A 24,430-nucleotide genomic window follows, 5' to 3' on the forward strand; every position below is an offset into this window, starting at 1 on the left:
CTGGACGAATTGTTGGAATGCGAAGGGGTTTTGGTTTGCTGCAGAGTCCACCACTACAAATGGTTGGGTCTGTGGCCGGGCCTTGGTGCCGGATTTGTGTTTCTGGGAAGGAGATGTCAAGTTACGCATTCACTATACTGGAAAAATCTTACGTATGACGATGCGTGTTTGTAAGCATTTTGTGTCTGTTCCTATGATTTTGGTGAATTCAACCATACGGAAAACATAAAGACCGGCAAAAGGTGTCCCCCTTACCGGTCTTCGCATGACTTGATATACTTTCGGCTTACCCAAAGCGTCTGAAAAATCACCTCGGTCGGAATGATAAACCACAGAGCGCACATAAATTATTCGTTGAATGCCATAAGAGTCTTTACAAGCAGGGTAGCGTAAAATTCCGAACCACTGCTGTTCAAATGCACGCCATCCCGGGAAAAGAAGCCATTGTTGCCTTTGCTGGCCGAATACCAGTCTACTACCGCAGCATTGCTGAATTCATTGGCAACTTCTGCGATATCCCTGTTAACGGCAGCCTCCCATTGCCTCGGAACACGCGTATTCACCAGCAGGACCCGCTTGTCGCTGCCCAGCGACTGCAGCAGAGATTTTAATTGCCTTTTGTTAAAAGGCCCGTTGGTGCCGAGCTCGATGATAATCCGGTCGCCGAGCCGGCCCTGGGCTTTCAACCGGTCGACCGTCTCCCCTGCCTGACGCATTTGCCGGCCGACCTTGCCGTCCACGACGATGCCGGGAAGCATCTTTTCCAGGAAAGGCGCGGCGTCCAGCATGACGGAATCGCCGATGGCGGTGATGCCTTTGCCGGAACGCGGCAGCGGATCAGTGGTCTTGGCTGCGGCTGCAGCCGGCCGCCCGTCTGGCTCTTTTGCTTCCGTGGCCTGAACCGGCTTGTCCGCTCTGTTGTTCGGTGCGATCGCCTCGCTGTCGGTCTTGTCATCCTTTTTTTCTTTCGCCTTTTCATTCATTTTCACATTCGTCTTTTCTTCGTCGGGCTCATATGTACGCTGCACCGGTTGAGCCTCTGTTCTTCCCGCTTCGACAACATGTGCGGCCGGCTCGATCTTGTTCAAGACGTAGTAACCGCAAGCGGCCATGATCAAAATCACGGGAATGAGAGCGCTTAGTACGATGGAGTGAGTAGTTCCTTTTTCAGCAAAAAACAATCGGTTTCTTTTCAATCTGAATCCTCCTCTATGAGACGGTACTTCTTCGATATATTGATAGGAGCATCGAAGGCAGCCCAAAACTTTCGAAGTAGGATACTTTATGATAGATAAGCCACTAATTATTCATATGAAATAGCAATGATAGAAAAGCTCCTTGCAGATCCTGTAACTTGCCGGACTCAATCAGTAATAGCCAGAGGGCAACGTAGGCAAGAAGCAGAATGTGATATTTCCAAGCGCTAGAAAATCTTCCAACAAAACGGCATCCGGAAACGTTATAATAAATAACAACCGATTGAAAAAGTGCCGGATATCCCTTCCCGTCGCCTGAGCCAGGCACTAACAAGGGCCGGATCATTTCCAACCGAAAGGAGAATGGCTATGGATTTTCGCAACCCTCCCGGACAGTATGACCCCGACATTCACAAGAAGCGCCACGATGAAAAGGTAAATCAAGGTGCCGGCCGCGGATTTCTCTGGAACCTGGTCAATCTGCTGATCGGTCTAGCCATTGTAGCCGTGATCATCCTGCTGGTATGGCTGTTTTGATGTACGGAATTAATCGGTGGGAAACGCCGGGCCTGTCCGCCAACCGGACTACCGGAAGGAATGCAAAAACGGGCTTACCCCGTCTCTGCCTCGAAGCAGCAGAGAGAGGTAAGCCCGTTCATTTTTTACATCACAGCTTGCCTTTATTTGAATTCAGGCAGCCAGCTGCCGTGCGCCTCGATGAGATCGTCGCACAGCGCCACGATATCGTCGATGGACAGCTCCGCGGATGTGTGCGGATCGAGCATGGCCGCGTGGTAGATGTGCTCTTTTTTCCCGGTGACGGCCGCTTCCACGGTGAGCAGCTGCGTATTGATGTTCGTCCGGTTCAGCGCGGCCAGCTGCGGCGGCAGATCGCCCACGTACGTCGGAGTCACGCCGGAGGCATCCACCAGGCATGGCACTTCGACGCAGGCTTCCTTCGGCAGGTTCGTGATCAGGCCGGTGTTCATGACGTTGCCGCCGATTTTGAACGGCTGGTTCGTCTCCATCGCCTCCATGATGTAGGATGCATACTCCTTGGAACGGCTGTGCCCGATGCTTTCGCTCGCAAACAGCTTCTCTCGCATTTCCTTCCATCCGTTGATCTGGTTAACGCAGCGGCGCAGGTATTCGTCGAGCGGAATGTTGTATCTTTCAATGAGTTCGGGATAATTGCGCTTGATGAAATACGGATGGTATTCGGCATTATGCTCGGACGATTCCGTGACATAGTAGCCGAAACGCAGCATCAGCTCGAAACGCACCATGTCATGATGCTTCTCCTTCTGCTTCTCGGCGGCACGGCGCTTGATTTCGGGGTACAGGTCCACCCCGTCCTTCTTGACCTCGAGCAGCCAGGCCATATGGTTGATGCCCGCGATTTTGGATTCCACGCCGGTCGGATCCATTTCGAGCGTTCTGAACAGGTCGGATACGCAGTGCTGCACGCTGTGGCACAGACCGACCGTTTTCACACCGCCCACGGTGTTCATGACGTTGGTCAGCACCGCCATCGGATTGGTGTAATTGAGGAACCAGGCGTCCGGGCATACTTCCTGAATGTCCTTCGCAAAGTCCAGCATGACTGGAATCGTGCGCAGGTTGCGGAAAATCCCGCCGATGCCCAGCGAGTCCGCAATCGTCTGGCGCAGGCCGTATTTCTTCGGTACCTCAAAATCGGTGATCGTACAAGGATCGTACCCGCCTACCTGGATCGCGTTAATGACGTATTTGGCGCCGCGCAGCGCCTCTTTGCGGTCCGTGTACGCCTTGATCTGGCACGTGCTGCCCAGCGTCTCCTTGATGCTGTTCAGGAGCCGTTCCGAATCGTTCAGCCGCTCCATGTCGATATCGAAAAGGGCCAGCTCAAACCCCTGCAGCGCCGGAGTTGACATGACGTCTCCAAGCACGTTTTTTACAAATACCGTACTGCCTGCACCGATAAACGTAATTTTGGCCATATTGATTCAATCCCTCCCGTAAATGTTGGCTTTCTTCAAGCCCGTCGCATGACCTAAATATATAGGCCCGGCCCTGGAAATAACATGGAGCAACCCCTGCAATACCTGTCATAATCCCATTTTAGAATTCGCTTTCATCTCGTTTTACAGCCGTTTTACCTGTTATAATGTAAAAAAAACGTCTATCGACTTACCTTCATAGAAGACAGACCGCGTTTTCTTGCAATATCAGGAAGTGGCAGCTCCGAAACAGACGGGAGGGACTCAGAGCGCAAATGACCCGGATCAATGTCGACTACTATATGCCCGCCTTGCAGGGCCAAACCGATCTCCGCCTGCACTTTTTCGGCATGGAGGAATGCCTGCCGAACCATTCGTGGGGGCCCGGACTGCGGGACGCCTACATCCTCCACTATGTTCACAGCGGCACGGGGACTTTCACCACCGGCGGCACCACCTACCGGCTCGGCGCGGGACAGGGATTCCTGATCGTGCCGGATATGCTGGTGCAATACACGGCCGACGAGTCGGATCCGTGGACGTATACATGGTTCGGCTTTCAAGGTGTGCTGGCCAAAACGCTCCTGCAGCGCGCCCACCTGAATGCGTCCCATCCAGTCTACGAGGCAGGTCCGGACGGCGGTTTTCCGCGGTTTTACGGACAGCTGCGCGCCGCGATGGAAGGACCCGGCGGCGACGTGCTCAGCCAGGGCATCCTGTACGGGCTGCTGGGCGAGCTGATTCGGGACTGCCGTGACAACGGCGAAGCCCCGCGGCCAACCACCTCGAAGGAAGCCTACGTCCGCAAGGCTGTCGGCTATATCGAGAGCAGCTACAGCCAGAAGATCAGCATCCAGGACATCGCCCGTTCCGTCGGGCTGGACCGGACATACCTGTCCGGCCTGTTCAAGGACCAGTTCGGCGTGTCGCTGCAGGCTTTCCTGCTGGAGTACCGGATGAAGCGCGCCGCTGTGCTGCTGCACAACCTGGAGCTGTCGGTAAGCGACGTGTCCCGCTCGGTCGGCTACACAGACCCGTTCCTGTTCTCCAAAATGTTCAAAAAAACGATCGGCTGCTCGCCCCGATCCTACCGGGAGCAGCAGATTTCCTCTGGTAGCTGAGGAGCAGATCATTCTGCAAAGATACTGCCGGCTCTGGCTTTCAGCCCATCGACTGTGCACTTTGAGGTGCCCGAAACGCCGGCTGAAGATCGTCCCCAACGCCAATGCCACGCCAAAAAAAGCCCTCTTGTCCTATTAGACTGGGGGCTCCTTGGCTGTATAACTCGGTTGCCTGCCGCTCAGGGCTTATCCCTGCCGCAGCTCCGCAAACCGATTGTGGTATTGCTCGTATTTCTCTTCCCAGATGCCCTTCCGGGAAGCAATGGTCCGGCCGTCGAGCAGTGCCTCGATAACGTCCAGGCAGACATCCCATCCGGCAACGTCCTTAGGCGTATGATCGGTGACTCGGACGATCGTCTCGATCAGGACGAGGCGGCAGCCCTGCGGCTCGGGATACAGCTCAAACCGGACGCGGTCCTCCGCCCAGGTATACTCAAGTACCGACAGGGGCTTCAGCTCCAAAATTTCAAACTTTTCATAAGTACCGTCCTGCATATCGAATGAGATGACTCCGCCTTCACGCAAATCTTCGACGCGAAGCTCCGCAAACCACTGCTTCAGCTGGTCATTCTCGGTCAGCGCCGCCCATACCTTCTCCACCGGATGCTTCAAATGCCGCACGAACCGCACACGGGTTCCCTGCTCGTCCTGCTCAACCACGGCCAATTCATTGGAATTCACGTCTGATCCTCCTTTTTCGCATGCTCCTTAAAGTTTGTCATTCCGTCAGAATACCCAATCCAACTTAAATTCTGCCATATCCCTGCAAGCAGGTATTTCCTGCTCAGGGCTCTTCTTCATCGAGGAAGCGCTCCAGGTCGTCCAGCTTGCCGGACCAGAACCTGCGGTAGGGCCCAAGCCAATCGTCAAGCTGCTCCAACGGCTTCGCGTTCAGGCTGTACATCCGCTTCTGGGCATCGCTGCGGACGGTCACAAGCCCCGCTTCCCGCAGGATCCGCAAATGCTTGGACACCCCCGGCTGGCTTAAGGACGACAGCTCCACAAGCTCGCCCACAGAACGGTCCCGCACTCGCAAATATTCCAGAATGCTCCGCCGGTTCGGTTCGGATAACGCTTCAAACAGTTTGTCTGTGTTCATGTTTATTATATTACCTTTTGGTTATATAAATGTAAAGAAATATAGTAACACCAAATCGTTCTTCCACAACAAAAGGGCCAACCCTCCAAGGCTCAGCACGTGCTTCCCCGGAAGAAAGGCTCCAAGGGAAAGCACACGGCTGCCTAGTATGAGATGGCCCTATGGTTACAGGGTCAGGGTTTGCATTTTAGTTAAATCCGGCTGAGCTACCGCTCGGCCCCATCGGCGAATACCGATGTGCCCCGCAAGCGCGCCCAGTCGGCTACCCGGGCGGGATCGCCTTCCCACAGCCGCTCCCTGCCCCACTGATTCGCCTCGGGCTTGCCTTCGCATTCCACGCGGATCACCGGGAAGAGCCGCGTCGGCGCCTCCCGCGGCAGCCCGTGAATCCACAGCTCATCGCCGTTCTGTTCGAACGCGAGCTCCTGCCCTGTGGTCAGGAGCGTGACGCCCTTCACCCGGGTATTTAAGTCGGCCAGCCTCATGTCCGGGCGGCCGTCCCAGAACCGGATGATCAAATACAAGTTATTGCCTCGGGTCGTCTGCCGTCCGCGGGTGATAAACTCGGTGACGGAGCCTCCGTCCGTGCCGTACACCGCCTCGCCGTGCACCTCCAGCCAGCGCCCGATCTCCAGCCCCCGCTCCACGAATTCAGGCGGGAGCTGACCGTCCGCCGCCGGGCCGACGTTGAGCAAAAGGTTGCCCCCGTGGCCGCCGCCTTTCTCGGCGCTTTCGCAGAGCATGTCGAGCAGCACGTCCGCCGGACGCCACCGCTCGCCGATTACATGGCTCCAGAGCCGCCACGTCGTCACCTGGCACGACTCCCACAGCCGTTTCTGCTCGGCATGGATCACATGCTCGGGGGTACCGAAATCGCCAAGCGTATCGGAATCGCCGGCACCCACGCCCCCGTCGGCCCGATACCCGTCATGAGCGGCGGAATAACCAAGCCGGTTGTTGATAAGAATATCCGGCTGCAGCGCCCGCATTTCCTCCACCAGCCTCACGCTCTGCAGATCATCTGCATTCCGCGGCCACACCCCGTCGAAGAAGAAGTGGTCGATCTTTCCGTAGTTCGTCAGCAGCTCTTTGACTTGGGCGTGAAGATAGGCACGGACCTTCTCCCACCCCACCGAATCCTTGGCCGGACCATCGAAATACGCCGGCAGCCGCCAATCGATCCACGAATAGTACAGTCCGATCCGCAGCCCCTCCTTGCGGAAGGCCTCGGTGTATTCACGGACAAAATCCCTTTGCGGAGCCTGCTTGGTGCTGGAGTAGTCCGTATAAGCGCTGTCCCACATGCAGTAGCCGTCGTGGTGCCGGGTCGTAAAGCAGGCATATTTAAACCCAGCTTTTCTCGCCGTATAGGCCCACAGCTCGGGATCGTAATGCTCCGGGTTCCATGCGCAGGCCTGCTCCGCATACTCCTTGTGGTCCAAATGCTCACGGAACAGCACCTGTTCCCCGCGCCCGTACTGCGCGTAAGGCCCCCAATGGATAAACATCCCGTAACGGCTCTCGGTAAACCACTTCCACTTGTCCGGAACGGTAAAGGCTTGCGATTGAATAGCGGTCATGATCGAAGTTTCCTCCTTACGATTGGGTGTCGGATGTCACGGATTTGCGCGCATCGTACGCTTCCTGGTAGATCTTCAGGTATCGGTCCAGCCCCATGCTCTTCAGCGTCGACTGGTACTCGTTCCACTGGGCGTTGAGGTCGGCGTCGCCGATAATGAACCGCGCCATCATTTCGTTCGTGTAATCGAAGATAGTCTTAGACAGGTCAGCCAGCTCCTGCGATTGATCCACCGTAAAATTGAGCGGCGGCAGCACCGTCTCCACCTTGACACGATAAGGCTCGTATTTGGTCTTCGTCTCGTTGTACAGGATCGATTCCAGCGGGTTCTCCTTGTCCTCCACCGCGCCGAGGCGCAGCGAATTCGGACGGTAGGCGATGCCGGTTTGCGCCCAGTGCTTGTTCTGCGTCACCCCGAATTGGGACATGTCTTTATAGACCGCCTGCTTGCCGTTTAATCCGATTTCGCCGTCTTTGGCCCATCTCCAGTCCTTATCCGGCTCCCCGATCGTTGAGCGCAGCGTCGTTTCCCGGTCGTACAGAGCGTCCGCGAAACGGAAGGCTGCTGCCGGATTCTTCGCCTTGTTCGTGATCACGAACTGCCCCGGAGCCACCTGGTAAGGATCGTACTGCGTCACCTGAAGCCCTTCCGGGCCTTTCAGCGGCGGGACGGCGACATAATCCTTCCACCGGCCACTAGCACCGCTCAGTTGGGTGAGCACGCTCATATTGGGGCCGGAGGCGGCGCCCAGAATCGGCACGTCGGGATTTTCCCCCAGCTGAACGAGCTGCGCGGGATCCCGGGTCAGCGATTGCGGATCCATCAAGCCTTCAGCGTACAGCTTGTGCAGGAAGGCCAGCCCTTCCTTCCAACCGTCCTTGACGAACGGAACGTCGACTTTGCCCTCATCATTCACATACATCCGCGTATACGGTGCAAACGTGAAAGAGTTCATCAGGAAGTTTTCCACGCTCGTCGTCAGGGTCGAATTTTGCGTCGTTTGCGGCGCTCCCGAGAACGGGATTTCGTCGGCCTTCCCGTTTTGATTCGGGTCTTGGGTCTTGAACGCCTTCAGCACCTTATAAAATTCATCGATTGTGGTCGGCATCTCCAGGTTGAGCGCCTTCAGCCACGGCTCGTAGATCCACAGTTTCTGGCGCATGGAGCAGTGGTAGCATTCGTTCGGAGCCGGCAGGGCGTATATGTTTCCGTCGGCCGAGGTGATCGTCGGTTTGACCAGCGGACTTTCCTCAAACATTTTTTTCGTATTCAGACCGTATTTCTCAATGTAATCGTTCAGAGGAAGAATGACCCCCTGTTCTCCGTACAGCGCCTGCTGCTCCGGCGTGACATTCATGCTCATAATGACGTCCGGCAGGTCGCCGCTCGCCAGCGCCAGGTTGAGCTTCTCGGCAGTGGCGATTTCCCACTCCACATGAATATTCGTTTTCTCCTCGAAGTATTTGGTGAATTCGTTCGTGTTGAAATCTTCGACGGCCGGATTGGCGCCGATCATGACCTTGAGCGTCAGTTTGTCGTTCACGATCGGGAACACGCCCGCATCGCTCACCGCTTCACCGGCACCCGGCTCCGCCGCCGGCGCGCCCCCCGAATCCCCGCTGCCGCATGCGCCGAGCAGGCCGATCATGACCGCGGATATGAGTAGCAAAGACAGGAACTTTCTTTTCACACCGATCATCTCCTTATCCCTTTAATGAGCCGATCATGACGCCTTTTACCAGAAATTTCTGAACAAAAGGATACACGACCAGAAGCGGAAAGATGGAAATCACAATCAAGGAATACTTCAGCAAAATTTTGAGCGCCTCCCTGCGGGCCGCATCCTGCGGATCGGCCGCCAGCATCGCCGTGTCGACATCGTTCTGGATCAGAATATCGCGAAGCACGAGCTGCAGCGGGTAGTGGTCCTGGGATTTCAAATAAATCATCGCGTTAAAATACTGGTTCCAGTTGGCCGACGCATAATACAGCGTAATCACGGCGAGAATGGGTCCCGACAGCCGGATGACCACCTTCCACAAAAACTGGAAGTCATTGCATCCGTCCAGCCGTGCCGCCTCGAGCAGCTCGTCCGGTATGGACATTTGAAAATACGTCCGGGCGATGATGACATTCCATACGGTCAGCGCTCCCGGAATGATCATGGACCAGATCGTATCGAGCATACCGAGCTCCCGCACCAGCAGATAGCTGGGGATCAGTCCCCCCGTAAACATCGTCGTGAACATGAACAGAATCATGAATACGTTTTTGCCGTACAGGTCTTTACGGGACAGCGGATAAGCAGCCAGCACCGTCAGGAAGACGTTGAGGGCGGTGCCTGTCACGGTGTAGACGACGGAGTTTTTAAATCCGGTCCATACCATCTTGTAGTCGAATACGGCAGCGTATCCTTCCAGCGTCGGACGAACCGGCCACAGCCATACCTTGCCGGACACGACGGCATTAGAGTCGCTGAAAGACGCGCTGACGATGTACACGATCGGATAGAGCACGCTGATAAAAAACAGGGTGACGATGGCGCCGTTCACGAGCGAGAACACCTTGTCCCCCCGGGAATCATTGCGCAACGTGCCGTTCATGGTCTTCCCTCCTTACCACAGACTTGCCTGCTTCGACTGCTGTGCGATCTTGTTGACCACGATGAGCAGCACCAGGTTAATGACCGACTTGAACAAGCCGATGGCAGTTGAGTACGAGTAATTCGCCACCTGCGAGGTCAGACCGACCTTGTACACGTACGTGTCGATAATTTCGGATGCCTTCAGGTTTATGGGGTTCTGGAGAAGGAGCACCTTCTCAAAGCCGACGTCGAGCACATGCCCGGTGCTCAGGATCAAAAGAATGATTGCCATGGGCATAATGCCGGGCAGGTCGATATGCCACATCCGGCGCAGCTTGCTGGCCCCGTCGACCACGGCCGCTTCATGCAGGGCAGGGTCGATCGCGGCAAGCGCCGCAATGAAAATGATGCAGTTAAAGCCCGCATGCTGCCAGACATCCGACCAGACATAAATAGAAGAGAACATCGAAATCTCGGCCATAAAATTGACCGGTCCCACACCGATAAAGCCGAGCAGCTTGTTGACGATGCCCGTTCTCGGGTCGAGCAGCTCCCGGATAATCCCGACGATGACGACAATCGAGATGAAATGCGGGGCATACGTGACCATCTGCACCGCCCGCTTGAATACCCGCCCCCGCAAATAGTTGAGGCCGAGCGCCAGCAGAATGGGAAACGGAAAGCTCGCAGCCAGGTTGTAAAAGCTGAGGATCAAGGTGTTTTTCAAAATCCTCCAGAAGTCGTACGAATGAACAAAACGCTCAAAGTGCTTCAGCCCGACCCACTCGCTTCCCCAAATGCCTTTGGTCACAATAAAGTTCTTGAAAGCGATTTGTGCGCCATACATAGGTACGTACTTGAAAATGATCAAATACAGGAGCGGCAGCGCCATCAGCACGTATAACTGCCAGCTGTGGATCAGCTTTTTTACGGCGGGTCTCCTTCCTGTCCTGCGCGCTGCCCTTGTCTTTCGCTCGGTCACCGACATGCTCAATTCACTTTCACCCCCCTTGATTGGACCCAGCATAGACCGGGACCGCCTAAGGTGTAAATTGCCTGTTCCCCGGCGGGTTTACCCTCGTTCAGAAAGGCCGTTGACCTTTGTCCGCCTTGTATACATTTCTTTAGATTCGGGCTTATTTGCCTTAGGCAGCCGGCCGCTGGCGGGGTATTCCCGTTAAAGCGAAAAGGCCAGGAAATCCCTGGCCCAAAAACACTTATGCATCCTGACGGTGAAGAGGGGAAGCCGGTTTCTTATGTGCGATATCGCGGTACGCCGTTGCGCTGATGCCGCTGCCGCGCTTGAAGGCCCGGCAGAAGGTGCTGGACGCGTGGTACCCGACCTGCTGCGCAATATCCCGGATCGGCAGCCTGGTCTCGGACAGCAGCTGCTTGGCTGTGTCCATCCGGAGGTTCTCAACGTATTCGGAAAAATTGACCCCTGTCTGCTCTTTAAAAAATTGCGACAGATACCCCTTGGATATATTCAGATGATCCGCCGCGGCATCCAGGCTGAGATCAGCCTGTCCGTACTGGTGATGAATGTAGTCCACCGTATCGCGGATCAATTGGACGTTGCGGCTCTTCTTGCGTCGATCGATGTCGTCCGAAATTTCCGCGAATCTCTCCGTCGCGTTATCAAACGCCTGCTTCGGGTGATTGGCCGTGCCGAGCTGATGCAGCAGCTGCCTCATGTCCGCCTGCTCCTTCACCATCAGCTGATCCTGCACTTTGACCAGGCAGCCCACCAGGTCAAGAACGAACAGCTGCTGCATCGCCAAGGGAAGGTGCCGCTCCTCGAAATTTTCCCGGTACAGGGAGGCGAGCAGCTTCCGGACCTCCTCCGTCTCGCCTGCTTTGATGTAATTCATAAGGCGGTTTTCCGACTCTGACGGAAAATAAAAACCGCGGTGATCATGGGCCAGATCCTCGAACCAGACGGACTGGCCGGTCCCGGCTTCATACAGCCGGGAGAGCGCCTGCCTCGCTTCTTCAAAGGACTCCGGCACTTCAAGGAGCGAGGTTCGGTAGCCTCCCACCGCAAAGCCCGCCTGAAGCCCGTGGCGGCTGATTTCCAGTGTCAGCTGCTGGAGCTCCCGTTCCACCGTCTTTCGGAAGGCGCCGGGACCGCCTTGTCCGTTGACGAACAGGACGGCGATTTTATCCTCGGCGACCGGGTAGGTGAAAGGACAGCCCTTCAGCGTCCGGCCCAGCATATCCTGGATGAGCACGCGTTCGATATCGAGCTCGCGCAGCTCCTCCTCCTGAAACCGGTGTCCGCCGCGGTGAAACTGAACGATTCCGACGGCGCAGCCGCTGCCCTGAATATCGGCGTTTTGATGCTTCAGCAGGGATTCGACGTGTTCACCCATCAGGTATTCGCCCTGAAGAAGCCGCCCGAAGAACGACTCCCGCAGCAGCGGGGCCTGCCGCTCGATTTCCTGCTGCAGTTCGTCGTTGTTGTCGATCAGGCGCGCGAGCGAGTGCTGGATATAGCCGTACATATCCTTCGGCCGCTTCAACTCCCCGCCGTTCAGCCGGGATGTCAGGGCAGTCGTGATGTTCACGATCGGCCTGCCGCTCCGTGTAGCGAACAGATAGGCAAGGATGAGGCCAAAAATCAGGAACGCAAGGAGAATGGTCACGGTAGTATGCTTGATGGCCAGCACTTTGCTCAGGACGACATGGGGCGGCTGGGCGACGACATAGGACCATCCGTTATAGGACGAGGTGGTATAGGTCATCATCATGCCGCCGGTAGCCGCTGAAGCTTCGATCACTCCAGATTTCGCTCCCGGCGGCAGGCTCTGCCGGGTCACCATGCCGCCGCTTGACAGGGATGTAACCAGGCGTCCCTTCTCATCCACGATGGAAACCCAGCCCCCGTCGGATATGTCGATTCCACGAAGAAGCGACTGCAGGCGCTGGTTGTCCACCAGTATCATCAGCGCCCCCTGAATATGACCGGGGTATCCGAGAGACTGGACATAGGTCAGCAGATCCGTCGTCTTGCCTTGATAAACCGTGGATCCGGACGACATGATTTCCCGGTTGCGGAAATGGCCGAGAAGATCGTTCCTCCAGGTTGCGTAATCCTTGCTGGGGTCAGAGAACATGTAACGATAGAACGAGGGAAGTTCATAAGTGGAATCCGGGGATAGCGCCAAATCGCTATTTTTGAAGATCAAATAGTAGTTAAGAATAAAACCATTGGCTGCATTGTAGCTGTAGAGGCTTTTTTGCGTCCGGTACACCTTGTACGCCGTCGTGTCCCGGAACGGTTCCTTCACCTGCTGAAAGCTCTGAACGGCTGGATCGCTTTGCAGCTGCAGGGAAATCCGGTTAATCTCGTTGAAGCGGCTGTCGACCGTTTCTTTCACCTGATCCAGCATCTGCAGATTGCTGTGCGTGACTTCCTTTTTCACCACGTCATAGGTTTGCCTGTAAAACAAGGCCCCTGCAAGCAGGGTAAACAGCATGAACAAGAAATAAGGGATCATGAATCGAACGAAAATGTACTGGATTTTCCATCCATTGGCCCATCGCATGGATCACTTCTCCTCTCTTCATTCTGGAATGCCGATTCGACAAAACACATCGCGAAACATGTCTAAATATCCATATTGTAAGTGCTTTCATATTTTTTATCAACGAGTTTGTAAGGTTATATGACATACAAAAAAGCAGCCGAAACCTTCGGCTGCCTCCATCTCATACAGAACCTCAACGGGTTCCCACGTTAAAATCCACTTCCTCGATCAATTCGATAATTTCGCCGTTCGGGCTGTGCAGGACCGCATTGCGAACCCTGAGCGGCGGCTCACCCAGCTCCAGATTCCCCGGCTCCACATAAATTCGCGCCCCGTGAGCGAGCGCCTTGTCTACCATCTCGTCCACGTTATCCACGTAGAATGCCAGATGCAGCAGGGCGCCGTGCTTCACTTCCTCGCGCGATGGCGCTTTATCCCCCTCGGCCGGAACTTCGGCGCCGCTGTCGAACACCTCAATGCAGGTCCGCCCGTCAGGTGAAACCAGCATCGAGGCCGTCTTAATTTTAAACGCAGGCAGGCTCCATGAGTGACCGACCGTAAACCCGAAAACCCGGATATAAAAATCAAGCGTTCCTTCATAATCCTCTGCCTGAATGGCCGCATGGGCCAGTCCTTTCACGCTCATAACCATCTCTCCCTTTATGCTTTTCGTATCGCTTTTATTTTATAGATTCATTACCGCGATCGACATGCATGGAATAAGGAATTGGGCCTTCCCGATTTGCATAAAATAAGTTATTTTCGTATGCTTACCTTATCTTTAGATCAAGTACAGGAGAGATGGTGAATTTGAGCACGGCAGTTGACGAGATCGACCTGAAAATTTTAAAGCTTCTGCAGCATGAAGCGCGAATGCCGATCGCCCAGATCAGCAAGCAGATTGCCATGTCCCAGCCTTCCGTGAAGGAGCGGATCGTTAAGCTCGAGGAACGAGGCGTGATCACGGGGTACAGCACCGATCTGAATTTGCGAGAGCTGCAGCGGGGAACGACCTCTTTTATCCTGATGAAGACCGAGCTATGCAGCGAGCTGGTGGAATTTTGCACGCAGTCCAAGCAAGTGACGGGCTTGTTCCGTATCAGTGGGGAGTACAACTATCTCATTCACGTCCAGACGGGGTCCGTCGACGAGGTAGCCGACTTCCAGGACGCCCTGGCAAGGTTTGGCCCGTCGAAATCGCATATCAGCCTGAAAAATATATTGGATCACCGGATTTTGCTGTGATAGAGCCGGTGTGTCCTTATTCTGCCAAATAGGAGGACAACCGTCATGACGGCACAGCTTGTATTTCGTTAAGTCAGAGCCCCGCCTCCGGATTGCAAGGTAGCATTTTGACTCAAGTTCAAAATCCAACCGCGAATCAGGAGGATACGATAAATGGATATTCAGATCAGGGAAATGACAGACCGGGACCACCCGGAGCACATTCAGATCGACGGCAGCTTTACGGTAGATTCCGAGCTCGTCCTGTCCGTTACGGACCAAGGGATCGGTTATACGGTTAAACCCGTCGTGCCCAGTTATCAAAAAAGCTACCCCGACGAGGCGGACCAAGACAGCGGAAATTTGTCGGAGTACATCGGCCGTCCGGACCGTGCGGTCTACCTGGCCTTAGCGGGAGATCGGGCCGTCGGCCGGATCATGCTGGCGAAAAATTGGAATGGCTACGCCTATATCGAGGACCTTCGGGTGGATCGGAACGCCCGGAGACACGGCATCGGCCGGAAATTGATCGAGCAGGCGGTGCTCTGGGCCAAGACCGGCCACGCGCCCGGCCTCATGCTGGAGACGCAGAGCAACAACGTGCGGGCGTGCCAATTTTATGAAAGCTGCGGATTTGTTATTGGAGGCTTTGATTCCTATCTATACCGGGGCTTTAAAGAGCATGCGCAGGAAACGGCTGTTTTCTGGTATCTGTTGTTTTAGCAGTCAACGGATGTCAGCTCAGCATATAAACCGCGATGAAAATCAGCACCGCAGCTATGATTAAATAATTCCTCGTTCTAACGGGAAGTTTGTTGGCTTTCGGGCCGATGACCTGACGGTGGAAGACGAACAGCAGCATCAGATCTGCAAGCAGCACCAGCAGCATCAGATCCATTCTGCCGTCGATTCTCGCCGTCAGTTTTTTTTCTGCAAACCCGCACACGCATAAACCAAGGAATAAATACACGACATTTCTGACGATTTCCACAAAATTCCACATGACCTTCATCTCGCGACGCCTCGCTTAACTCCATTTCTATTCATCAGGGACTGTTCGATCAGCCGATCGGCAGTCCCATTTCCACCGTCGTTCCCTTGCCGGGCTCGCTTGTAATGTTCAGGATGCCGCGGTGGGAAGCGATAATTTTCTTCACGATCATCATGCCCAGACCGTAACCTTCCAACTTGGTCGTATGGAATGGCTCCCCGATCCGCTCCAGCACCTCTTCGGGCATGCCGATTCCGTTGTCCACGAACCGGATCCGCTGGTAACCGTCGTCTGCCTCGAGCACGATGTCGATCCGGCCCCCGCCGGGCAGCGCTTGAATGGCATTTTTCAGGATGTTCAGAAACACCTGCTTGATCTGATTGCGGTCGCAGGAAATTTTCTCCTCACGGATGCAGGTGCACCGGATGCGGACATTGTTCTTCGCCGCCTCGATTTCGATCAGGCTCAGCACCTCCTGTAGAATCGTCATGCACCAATCTTCCCGGAAGCGGATTTCCTGCGGTTTGCCCAAAATGAGAAACTCGCCAACGATCAGGTTCATCCGGTCCAGCTCCGACATAATCAGGTCATAATGCCGCAGTCCCGAGGTCGGTCCCGCCAGCTGAATAAGGCCCTTGACGGTGGTCAGGGGATTGCGGATTTCGTGCGCAATGCCGACCGCAAGCTGGCCGGCGAATACCAGCTTCTCCGTATTCCGCAGCACCTCCTCGGTCCTCTTCATTTCCGTAATATCCCGCAGGGTACCGATAATGCGGCAGAGGCAGCCGCCCATATCAAAAACCGGCAGAACGTCCAGCATATAATAGCTGTCGGCGTCCATCCGGGTGTCCTGCAGCTCCACGCCGATGCATTCCTCCTGTCTGGCCAGCACCCGCTCGAAATAGGGGGAAACCAGGCGGTGCTCCAGCACCGGCGTGCCCAGGTGTAAATGTTTGTCCCCGCCGTCCAAGCGGAGCATTCTCAAGTATTGATCGTTCATGTCGATAATCCGGCCGGCGGCGTCCGTCACGACAACCCCCTGATAATTCGCCTCCAGCAGCACTTGGTTCAACGTGTGCAGGTGGGCGTTGTTCCGGCGAAGCAGCATTTCCCGCTCCACGGAATCGACCATGGTACACAGCAGGGTCAGCAGGTGAGGATGGGCCGAATCGACCCCGGTCATCAGGGAAAGCGTTCCCAGCACCGCCCCGTCCTCCCGGTGGAAAGGGGCCGAGTAGCAGGCCATGCCATGGAGCGCCTCGAAGAAATGCTCTTCGCCTAAGGTGTGGAACGGACGCTTAAACCGCAGGCACAGCGGAACTGAGCCCGTGCCGGTTTCCTCGTTGTAACGGACCCCCTTGGTAATGCCCAGCTCCGCGATGGCCTCGAGAAACATCGGCTCGCCGTAGCATTCCAGCAGATATCCCCATTGATCGGTCACCGTGACCAGGATCGGGGTCCCTTGAATGGTCGACAGAAACTTGTTGACGAAAAAAAGGATGATATCAATATATTCCTTATAAAAGGACAACCGTTCCTCCAGTTCCTCTTTGGTGTAGCGCTTGCTGAGAACGGGAAACTTGGCGGGATCGAGGCCCCGCTGCCTGTAATGCGCATTAAAAGCTGCAATGATCTGCCGATCATCCATTTGGTCTATCTCTTTATCCATTGCCTATACCCCATTTATGCCGATATTCCATCCCAAGATGACGTTCAATTCCCTCTATTCTATCATCCTTTGGGAAGAATGCGTCCGCATAATATGAAGATTTTACCTGAAAATAAATCATCCCCTTCCCGCAGAGCCGTCAATGCCCCAGGAAAGAGGATGTATTAGGATAAGCCATAACCTGTTTCGATCAGCGGCCCGTCAGGCGCTTGATAATCTCCCGGCTTTTTTTCAAATACCGGACCGATTGATCGTATTCCCGGCTGGCCACGCCCAAATATAAAATATCGATGACGTTCAGTTGGGTCATCCGCGACGACATCGCGCCGCTGCGGATTTCGTTCTCCGTCGATGACGTGTAGAGCGGATAATCGGCCTGCGCCGACACGGCATTGTTGCCGTACTTGGTGATGGAAATGGTCTTGGCTCCGCAGGCGCGCGCCTCCTTCAGGCATTCGATGACATGGGCCGTTTCGCCCGAATACGAAATGCCAACCGCCACGTCGCCTGGATTCAGCATGACCGCCGAGGTCAGCTCCAAATGCGGATCGGTAAAGGAATGGCTTGTCTTGTTGATCCGCAAAAATTTGTGATGCGCATCCTGCGCGATCAGATGGGAAGCCCCGAGCCCGTAGAAAAAAATTCGGGAGGCTTGGCTTAACGCCTCCACCGCACGGTCCACGGTTTTCGGATCAAGAATCGTTACCGTGTCCCGGATCGACTGAATGTTGTTGGCGGACACGGTTTGGATAATTTGCTCCATGGAATCGCCCGGACGAATCTCCCGGTACTCATAGCGCTCCTCGTTCTGGTTCAGGTCCCCGGCCACCTTCAGCTTCAGCTCCGGGTATCCTTTCACCCCCATGGATTTGCACAAGCGGATGATCGCCGCCTGGCTGCCGCCGCTTTCCGCAGACAGCTGCGCTACGGACATGTCGAGTATGCTGTGCGGATAGCTGATAATGTATTCAGCCACTTTGCGCTCTGAGGGCGTAAGGTCGTCCAAAATCTCTCGCAGTCTGACTAGTCCCCCGTTCATGATGCTCTCTCCTTTGCCCGTATCGTATCGTAGCAGATCTCATCACTGCTCGTTCTCGTTCGCATCGTTATCCATCTCTGACGGCGGCGGTAATCGCGTTGTGCACCGCCGCCCGCAGCACGCCGACGCTGCCGCTTCGGCCGTAATAGACCCGGTTGGTGAGCAGCACCACCGCCAGGTCCAGATCGGGCTCCACCCACAGGCTGGTCCCGGTAAACCCGGTGTGCCCGTAGCTGCGCGGGCCCATCCAGTCGCCGGAGGCGTCCCAGCGGTCCCCTTTCAGGACCCAGCCGAGCCCCCGGTTCGCCCCGGCGATGCCGGCGGTATGGGTCCGGGTCGCGGCCCTGACGGCCGCCGCCGACAGGACGCGCCGCGGCTGGCCGCCCGGCGCGGCCGGCTCCGGCACGGCGCCGCCGGCCAGCCACATCCGCGCATAGCGCGCCAGGTCGCCGGCGGTGGCGAACAGGCCGGCGTGCCCGCAGACGCCGCCGAGGGCGCGGGCTTTCTCGTCGTGGACCACCCCTTGGAGATGACCGCCGGCAGCGCGGTCATATTCCGTCGGGGCGGTCCGCGCCCGCAGCCCGGCCGGCGGGGCGAAGACGGCGCCGGCCATGCCGAGCGGCTCCCAGATCCGCGCCTTGGCTGCCTGGTCCAGAGGCATGCCCGCCGCCTTCTCGACGATCCGGCCGAGAAGGAGGAAGCCGAGATCGCTGTAGACGGCGGCCGTACCCGGCGGATGCTGCAGCGCCACGCCGGTGACCGCCTCCCACATTTGGGGCTGCGTCCAGCCGTGCGCGTGGATATTTCGATCCGCCGGCAGACCGGAGGTATGGGTGAGCAGCTGCCCGATCGTCACCTCTTCCCGCCCCTCACCGGTAAACTCAGGGATCCAGGCGGCAGCCTTTGTACCAAGCGTCAGGACGCCGCCATCGATCAGTCCGAGCACAAGCAGCAGCGTGACGCTCACCTTGGTCAGCGAAGCACAATCATACAGGACATCCGGCCCGGCCGGGAGCGGATGATCCGGACCCGGGTCTGCGCTCCCCGCTGCATAAACCCATTCCTTCCCGTGCCGGGTGACGGCCAGCACCGCCCCGGGTATCACCCCGGCGGCCATCTCCCGCTCAATGGCACGCCCGGCGGCCTCGAGCCCTTTGGGGTCCAGGCCAAGCGCCTTGGCTCCTTCCGCTATACCAGCGTACATGATCTTCCCTCCCGATTTCCGGCTCCCTCCAGGGTCGTCGGCAGACTCAAAGGCGCAAATGCTCCGAACAGACGGTGCAATCCGCAACCGCCACGCGAATGAGCCGAAAAGCCCTGTATGCTGCCTTGAGATGTTAACATTTCTGGTGCCTATTATATCGCTTGCGAAATTTTATTTCAACACAAGTGATATATTTAGAAATTTTTATTTATAAACTCAGCGACATCCATTGATCCACAGCCATTAAGGACCGTCCCTACTGATGTTTATGACATTTCGTTCATTTTAAGACACTTCCGTCTAGGCATCTGCATAGGATGCAGCAGGTCAATTCCAAACGGAGGTCAACGTCATGAGTGTGCAATATTCAAGCTATCAGCACCAAACGCTGTACCAGGCAGAGCCTCATATGAGCCAAACGCTTCATTCGGCTCGGGAACGCTTCAAGCAGCTGTGCCGCCAACATGTCAATAAGCATGTCCGGATCGAAACGCTGGACGGCGATGTATTTGAAGGAACCCTCTTGCACTGCGACAAGGGTATCGTGTATATCCAAATTCCGCAGTCATCCGGACACCGGGCTTTCATCCCCGGACGCCCCCCTTTCTTTAACCAAACCATCCTGCCTCTGGTCCTGTACGAACTGCTAGTCATCAGCTTATTAGCGTAAGCTCGCCATAACTATGCTCAAATGAGCAAAGAAAGGAGTCATTCCCATGGCATTCATGCCTCCCTTCGGCCCTCAAGGCCAGGTGCAGCCGCCTTCATCCCCGCCGCCGCAATTTACGCCTGCACAAACCGGCGCATCGGCGCTCGCCGTTGATCCCGGCGCGATCTCCGGCTGCCTTTTCCGCAATACGTTCATTTGGCCCGTACGCGGTCCGGGCTTCTGGTTCTATCCCGTCTTCGTCGGCCGGACCTCCGTTGCCGGATTCCGCTGGAACGGATTTTTCTGGATGTACTCGGGGCTCGACCTCAGAACCATCCAATCGTTCACCTGCTTCTAGAAACGCCTGCTGTACGACAAAGCGGCGGTATCCGGAAAGCGTCCCTGACGCTCCCGGCGTACCGCCGCTTTTTCATGGGTCATACACGCTCAGGATGGCAGCCGCAGCCGCAGCCGCAACCGTCACGCCAGCCTCCGGTATGCCTTCCTGCCAAGAAAGAAGCAGACGATAGCGGCTCCCAGGCCCAGCGCTACCACCGGACCCGCAACCCAAGGATTGTACAGCACGGTGGAGGTGGCACTGATCACGGCTCCTCCCATGCCTGCCCCCGCCGCCAGGCCTAAATGCGTCACCGACGTATTCAAGCTGAGTACGAGATCGGAGGATTCCGGGGCCTGCTGGATAAAGTAAGTTTGAATGGCTGGCGCGGTTACAAACATGGCGAACATCATCACGCCGATCAGAATGAGATCCGGAACGAGCCAGGAGGAAAACGCCGGCAGCAGCGCCAGGGCCGCGGCATGGACGAGCAGACCGGCCAGCAGAATGCGTACGGCCCCCCACCGGTCCACGGCGTAGCCTCCCAGACGGGAGCCGATCACCCCGAGGATGCCGAAGCCCAGCATGGTCACCGCCACGCCTGCGGCGTTCATGTGAAGTACGCTTTGCAAAAACGGGGTCATATAGGTATACATCACCGAATTCCCGGTCTCCCGGAACAGCGTAATGAACAGAGCACTCACGATAACTCCGCTGCCCAGCAGGCGCAGCTGGCGTCCCAAGGAGACGGGCTCATTACCTTCCACGGCCGGGAGAAGCCGGTAAATCGCCGCCATGATCAGTAGGCTCATCGCTCCCAGCAGGACGAAGATCATTCTCCATCCGATCCAGCCGGTAATGGCGATACCAAGCGGGACTCCTAGCACCATGGCCAAGCTGAAGCCCAGGATAATCGTACCGATGGCGCTGCCGACCTTCTCAGCCGGGACGAGCTTGGCGGCGGCGCTGAACACGACCACCAGGTACACGCCCGAACCGATACCCAGAATGATGCGCGACGCGATCAGCAGGACAAAATGGGTGCTGGCGAAGGACAGCCCACAGCCGGCTGCGAAAACCAGCAGCGAACCCAGCATCACCTTTTTTCTCCCGAGACGGGAGGTCAGCGAAATCAAGACCGGCGTGCCGATCGCAAAGGCTAAAGAATACGCCGTGATCAGCTGCCCCGCGGCACCGACGGTAACGTTCATATCACCGGCGATCTCACTGAGCACGCCGCTGACGATCAGCTCCGAGGTGGCCGTCAGGAAAACGCCCAGCGTCAGTAAGTAAATATATAAGCGATTCATTTGTTGGATCATGTTCATACCCTCCATATATACGACCGGCAGCCGGTGGATCCGAGGCATGGCCGGCACATGCCTTGGTGCACCCTGAAGCCGATACTTATAGAATCAATGAGCGCAAGACCGGTACAGCGCCGGGCCACGTCTGGCACATCAACGTGCACCGTTCTTTTCACTTGATTGAATTATATGAAAGGTACAAACAAATCGTAAGAACGCAAATGATTTGGATATAATCCTGCCATTTTGACTAACTAACAATTTGTAAGTGAATCATACGTTTACACAAAAAAACCAAAGGAGCCTGTCCTCCTTCGGTTTGTTTTCTGTCCGTTATATATCACCATTTAATCCGCTTGGCCGTTTCCAGCAGCAGGCTTCGCTCCTCTTCCGCGAGTGGCCAGGTATGGATCTCTTTTTGTATTCGCTCCAGGCTCGTGTATCCTTTGGCTAGTCCGTTCAGCCTGGCGGCCAGCGTGGAACTCACCAGCTCCTCATGCGTCGGATAGAGCCGGCTCAACTGCTCGATCGCATCCGGATGCCTTTTCAAGTAGTATTTCTGGTGGCGGTCTTCCGCCGGGTACCAGGCCGTAAGGGGAGCGATTTCCGTATCCGGCCGTCCTTTGCCCTGCTCCTCGCGCCAGGCCAGGACCTGGTGAATCGCCTTCAGCTGTCCATCACCGCGATAGAGGAGCAGCGACAAATACTGCCTGCCTTTGTAATCGTTAATATTAAAAGGGTTATGATTGTCCCAGAACGCGTTCAGCATGTCGGAAAAGGAAATGACGCCAGGGTCATACATGACCTCGACCGTCTCTGTATGATCACCCATGTTCCGGTACGTTGGGTCTGATGTCGTTCCTCCTCCGTAGCCAACCCGCGTCCGGATTACCCCAGGCATGTGGCCGAACAATGCCTCCGGGCTCCAGAAACAGCCCATCCCCAGCGTCACTATCTCCGGAGCAGCACCTGACTCTTGAGAATGATGGGATCCGGAATCCTGTATGCGCAATGGTTTCACCCCCTTCAACATTTAGGCGAACATCGTACTGATATCGTCGACCTGGAGGCCGAGTGTGCTGCCGATCAGAAAATACAGCAGCGTCCACACGAACGCCGTCGTGTAAGAGACCAGGGCAAAACGGCGGTAAGCCATCCCTTTCATGCCAACGGCATACGGCGTCACGTTTCGCAGAACAGGCAGGAATACGCTGATGCACATGGCCATATTGCCGTATTTCCGGTTCAGCAGCTCCGCTTTATCGATATACCTGGCCATCCGCTTGGACCTGGTCAGACGGTCGAGCAGGCGGCTTGCCGCCAGACGGCTGACGACAAAGCCGACGGTCAAGCCTGAACAGATCCCCAGGTAAATCGTGATAAACGAAGAGACCGGTGCCAGATGCCCCGTCCCGGCAAGCACCCCGCCGATCATGACCACCACCTCGTTCGGAAGCGGGAGGCCAATAACGCCTAAGCACAATACGAAAAAGAACGCAAAATAACCCACCTGCTCAATGAGTCCCATCAACGTATCCATACTCTTTCGGTTCCTCCCATACCCAGCAAAAATAGTCCATGCTGAAGCCCTGAAGGCACGCTGCCAGACAGGCCCCCCTTTTAACTTATGCCGCCTTCCGGTCCGTTGAGAATCCCATCCTCAATAGTTTGACCCTTTCTTAGCTCAGCTCTTCCTTCAGCTTCCGGTCAAGCGCCCGGAACGCGTCCCGGATCCGTTCTTTGGGCACCTTGGCATACAAGTCCCCGATGCTGACTTCATAGGAGGACTCCGAATCCCCGTTATCTTTTACATAATGATTCAATTGAATGCCTGTTTCGCTGATGATATCCACCAGGAGCGCCTCAAGCCGCTCTTTGCCAAGCTGGATATGGACGTGAAACATATTCGATACGGGAACAGCCGGCCTTGTGGTGACGCCGTGGCATTCGTTATAGAGCGCGGCGAGCTCCTTGGCATCCTCATAATACTGCGCCATCCGTCCAATGCGCCGGTCAAAATAGTAATCGGCGCTGACTACATACGGATACAGGCTGAACAGATCCCCGCCGTGCCGTCGCTTCCATACCTTGGACCGCTCTGTAAATTCCGGGCTTCCCGCCAAGACCGCACCGGAAATGCCTCCGATGCCTTTATAAAAAGAAACGTAGACACTGTCGAATAGCGAGCAGATTTCCGCGGCGGTTTTTCCATAGTAAGGCGTAACCTCAAACAGTCTCGCTCCATCGAGATGCAGGCGGATGCCCTTTTCGCGGCAATAGGCGGAAATCGCTTCGAGCTCGCCGTAGTCCGGCAGCTGACCGCCGATTTCGCGCTGGGGCAGCTCCAGCAGGAGACAGGAGACGTCCTCCGGCATCCGCTCAACGTCCTCCAGCCGGATCAGGCGATCCTTGTCCGCCAGAAGCACCGGTTCAATATGATGCAGCTCTTTCAAACCGTCCTCTTCGTGGATTTCCAGGTGGCACAGCGGGTGGTATGCCACCTTCTTCACCTGCTTCTCATCACACCAGATCCGCAGCGCAATCTGCTGCGCCATCGTCCCGCTCGGGAAAAAGACGGCCGATTCCTTGCCCAGGTACGCCGCCATCTTGTTCTGGAAATCCTCTATCACCGTGCCTTTGCCGTAGGCATCGCCGCCAAGGGACCCGTCCACCTCCCGGAAGGCCTCCTTCAGCACCTCCAGATTTCGGGGACCGTGCCCTCCCAGTACATATTCTGCCTGCTTGCCTGCTTCTGCCAATGTTTTACCCGTATTCATTCCTCCGGACCGACTCCCTTTCAACTCGCGCATTGCAACCGGACGATACATAAGTCCGGCCGTTCACGTGACATGTTCAACAACGATCGTTGTTTGCTGTCTTTAGCATACTAAATCTTGAAAGGGAGATGCAAAATTTTTTGC

At 56.0% G+C, this 24,430-nt stretch carries 24 protein-coding genes; 6 read left to right on the forward strand and 18 right to left on the reverse strand.

Going from position 1 to position 24,430, the window contains the following annotated elements; all coding sequences use genetic code 11:
* Positions 1 to 347 precede the first annotated feature (347 nt).
* Positions 348 to 1,196 (reverse strand): SGNH/GDSL hydrolase family protein, encoded by an 849-nt coding sequence (locus C7820_RS23015; protein ID WP_116233005.1) that lies wholly within the window; start codon positions 1,194 to 1,196, stop codon positions 348 to 350.
* Between the two features lie 369 nt (positions 1,197 to 1,565).
* Between C7820_RS23015 and C7820_RS33545 the strand changes: the two genes are divergently transcribed.
* Positions 1,566 to 1,733 (forward strand): hypothetical protein, encoded by a 168-nt coding sequence (locus tag C7820_RS33545; RefSeq protein WP_181909166.1) that lies wholly within the window; start codon positions 1,566 to 1,568, stop codon positions 1,731 to 1,733.
* 143 nt (positions 1,734 to 1,876) lie between these two features.
* Here the strand turns inward: C7820_RS33545 and melA are convergent, their stop codons facing one another.
* Positions 1,877 to 3,175: an alpha-glucosidase/alpha-galactosidase gene (gene melA, locus C7820_RS23020; RefSeq protein WP_076173052.1), complete on the reverse strand. Its 1,299-nt coding sequence runs from the start codon at positions 3,173 to 3,175 to the stop codon at positions 1,877 to 1,879.
* A gap of 275 nt (positions 3,176 to 3,450) precedes the next feature.
* Here melA and C7820_RS23025 point away from each other — a divergent pair, with 275 nt between their 5' ends.
* Positions 3,451 to 4,296: an AraC family transcriptional regulator gene (locus C7820_RS23025; protein ID WP_116233006.1), complete on the forward strand. Its 846-nt coding sequence runs from the start codon at positions 3,451 to 3,453 to the stop codon at positions 4,294 to 4,296.
* A gap of 186 nt (positions 4,297 to 4,482) precedes the next feature.
* On the opposite strand, the gene C7820_RS23030 is transcribed toward C7820_RS23025, so the two are convergent.
* From C7820_RS23030 to C7820_RS23065, 8 genes are all read right to left on the reverse strand, one after another.
* On the reverse strand, positions 4,483 to 4,977 hold the full coding sequence (locus C7820_RS23030; protein ID WP_258875358.1) for an SRPBCC family protein: 495 nt from the start codon (positions 4,975 to 4,977) through the stop codon (positions 4,483 to 4,485).
* 103 nt (positions 4,978 to 5,080) lie between these two features.
* Positions 5,081 to 5,395, reverse strand: coding sequence for an ArsR/SmtB family transcription factor (locus C7820_RS23035; RefSeq protein ID WP_089549304.1), 315 nt, complete (start codon positions 5,393 to 5,395; stop codon positions 5,081 to 5,083).
* Between the two features lie 206 nt (positions 5,396 to 5,601).
* Entirely contained in the window at positions 5,602 to 6,975 is a 1,374-nt protein-coding gene (locus C7820_RS23040; RefSeq protein ID WP_116233007.1) for an alpha-L-fucosidase, read from the reverse strand.
* A 16-nt stretch (positions 6,976 to 6,991) separates the two neighbouring features.
* Positions 6,992 to 8,665 (reverse strand): ABC transporter substrate-binding protein, encoded by a 1,674-nt coding sequence (locus C7820_RS23045; RefSeq protein WP_116233008.1) that lies wholly within the window; start codon positions 8,663 to 8,665, stop codon positions 6,992 to 6,994.
* Between the two features lie 13 nt (positions 8,666 to 8,678).
* Positions 8,679 to 9,578 carry a carbohydrate ABC transporter permease gene (locus C7820_RS23050; RefSeq protein ID WP_089549307.1) on the reverse strand — a complete coding sequence of 300 codons (900 nt, stop codon included), beginning with the start codon at positions 9,576 to 9,578 and terminating at the stop codon, positions 8,679 to 8,681.
* Positions 9,579 to 9,590: 12 nt separating this feature from the next.
* Positions 9,591 to 10,547, reverse strand: a complete 957-nt coding sequence (locus C7820_RS23055; protein ID WP_116233154.1) for an ABC transporter permease — start codon at positions 10,545 to 10,547, stop codon at positions 9,591 to 9,593.
* Positions 10,548 to 10,776: 229 nt separating this feature from the next.
* Positions 10,777 to 13,107, reverse strand: a complete 2,331-nt coding sequence (locus C7820_RS23060; protein ID WP_116233009.1) for a helix-turn-helix domain-containing protein — start codon at positions 13,105 to 13,107, stop codon at positions 10,777 to 10,779.
* A 175-nt stretch (positions 13,108 to 13,282) separates the two neighbouring features.
* The gene (locus tag C7820_RS23065; protein WP_116233010.1) at positions 13,283 to 13,735 is read right to left on the reverse strand and encodes a VOC family protein; all 453 of its coding nucleotides are present in this window, start codon (positions 13,733 to 13,735) and stop codon (positions 13,283 to 13,285) included.
* Positions 13,736 to 13,899: 164 nt separating this feature from the next.
* Here C7820_RS23065 and C7820_RS23070 point away from each other — a divergent pair, with 164 nt between their 5' ends.
* The gene (locus C7820_RS23070; protein WP_116233155.1) at positions 13,900 to 14,334 is read left to right on the forward strand and encodes an Lrp/AsnC family transcriptional regulator; all 435 of its coding nucleotides are present in this window, start codon (positions 13,900 to 13,902) and stop codon (positions 14,332 to 14,334) included.
* A gap of 153 nt (positions 14,335 to 14,487) precedes the next feature.
* Positions 14,488 to 15,036, forward strand: a complete 549-nt coding sequence (locus C7820_RS23075; RefSeq protein ID WP_116233011.1) for a GNAT family N-acetyltransferase — start codon at positions 14,488 to 14,490, stop codon at positions 15,034 to 15,036.
* 13 nt (positions 15,037 to 15,049) lie between these two features.
* Here C7820_RS23075 and C7820_RS23080 read toward each other — a convergent pair whose 3' ends face one another.
* From C7820_RS23080 to C7820_RS23095, 4 genes are all read right to left on the reverse strand, one after another.
* Entirely contained in the window at positions 15,050 to 15,325 is a 276-nt protein-coding gene (locus tag C7820_RS23080) for a hypothetical protein (RefSeq protein ID WP_116233012.1), read from the reverse strand.
* 49 nt (positions 15,326 to 15,374) lie between these two features.
* Positions 15,375 to 16,973, reverse strand: a complete 1,599-nt coding sequence (locus tag C7820_RS23085) for an ATP-binding protein (RefSeq protein ID WP_116233013.1) — start codon at positions 16,971 to 16,973, stop codon at positions 15,375 to 15,377.
* A 190-nt stretch (positions 16,974 to 17,163) separates the two neighbouring features.
* Positions 17,164 to 18,012 carry a MurR/RpiR family transcriptional regulator gene (locus C7820_RS23090; protein WP_116233014.1) on the reverse strand — a complete coding sequence of 283 codons (849 nt, stop codon included), beginning with the start codon at positions 18,010 to 18,012 and terminating at the stop codon, positions 17,164 to 17,166.
* Positions 18,013 to 18,079: 67 nt separating this feature from the next.
* Positions 18,080 to 19,216: a serine hydrolase domain-containing protein gene (locus tag C7820_RS23095; protein ID WP_116233015.1), complete on the reverse strand. Its 1,137-nt coding sequence runs from the start codon at positions 19,214 to 19,216 to the stop codon at positions 18,080 to 18,082.
* A gap of 352 nt (positions 19,217 to 19,568) precedes the next feature.
* Between C7820_RS23095 and C7820_RS23100 the strand changes: the two genes are divergently transcribed.
* Together C7820_RS23100 and C7820_RS23105 are read left to right on the forward strand one after the other, a co-directional pair.
* Positions 19,569 to 19,886 (forward strand): LSm family protein, encoded by a 318-nt coding sequence (locus C7820_RS23100; protein WP_076173065.1) that lies wholly within the window; start codon positions 19,569 to 19,571, stop codon positions 19,884 to 19,886.
* A 46-nt stretch (positions 19,887 to 19,932) separates the two neighbouring features.
* Positions 19,933 to 20,223, forward strand: a complete 291-nt coding sequence (locus tag C7820_RS23105; RefSeq protein WP_089549316.1) for a transporter — start codon at positions 19,933 to 19,935, stop codon at positions 20,221 to 20,223.
* Positions 20,224 to 20,345: 122 nt separating this feature from the next.
* Here C7820_RS23105 and C7820_RS23110 read toward each other — a convergent pair whose 3' ends face one another.
* The 4 genes from C7820_RS23110 to C7820_RS23125 all read right to left on the reverse strand — a co-directional run bounded on the left by C7820_RS23110 (position 20,346) and on the right by C7820_RS23125 (position 24,286).
* Positions 20,346 to 21,524 (reverse strand): MFS transporter, encoded by a 1,179-nt coding sequence (locus tag C7820_RS23110; protein WP_258875360.1) that lies wholly within the window; start codon positions 21,522 to 21,524, stop codon positions 20,346 to 20,348.
* Positions 21,525 to 21,849: 325 nt separating this feature from the next.
* Positions 21,850 to 22,449, reverse strand: coding sequence for a peptide-methionine (S)-S-oxide reductase MsrA (locus tag C7820_RS23115; protein WP_258875376.1), 600 nt, complete (start codon positions 22,447 to 22,449; stop codon positions 21,850 to 21,852).
* A gap of 93 nt (positions 22,450 to 22,542) precedes the next feature.
* Positions 22,543 to 23,049 (reverse strand): DedA family protein, encoded by a 507-nt coding sequence (locus tag C7820_RS23120; protein ID WP_076173067.1) that lies wholly within the window; start codon positions 23,047 to 23,049, stop codon positions 22,543 to 22,545.
* Between the two features lie 139 nt (positions 23,050 to 23,188).
* A complete protein-coding gene (locus C7820_RS23125; RefSeq protein ID WP_116233017.1) occupies positions 23,189 to 24,286 on the reverse strand; it encodes a threonine aldolase family protein in 1,098 nt (365 codons plus the stop codon).
* Positions 24,287 to 24,430 lie beyond the last annotated feature (144 nt).

The sequence above is a fragment of the Paenibacillus sp. VMFN-D1 genome (genome assembly GCF_003386155.1).
In the GTDB taxonomy this organism is placed as follows: Bacteria; Bacillota; Bacilli; order Paenibacillales; family Paenibacillaceae; genus Paenibacillus_AQ; species Paenibacillus_AQ favisporus.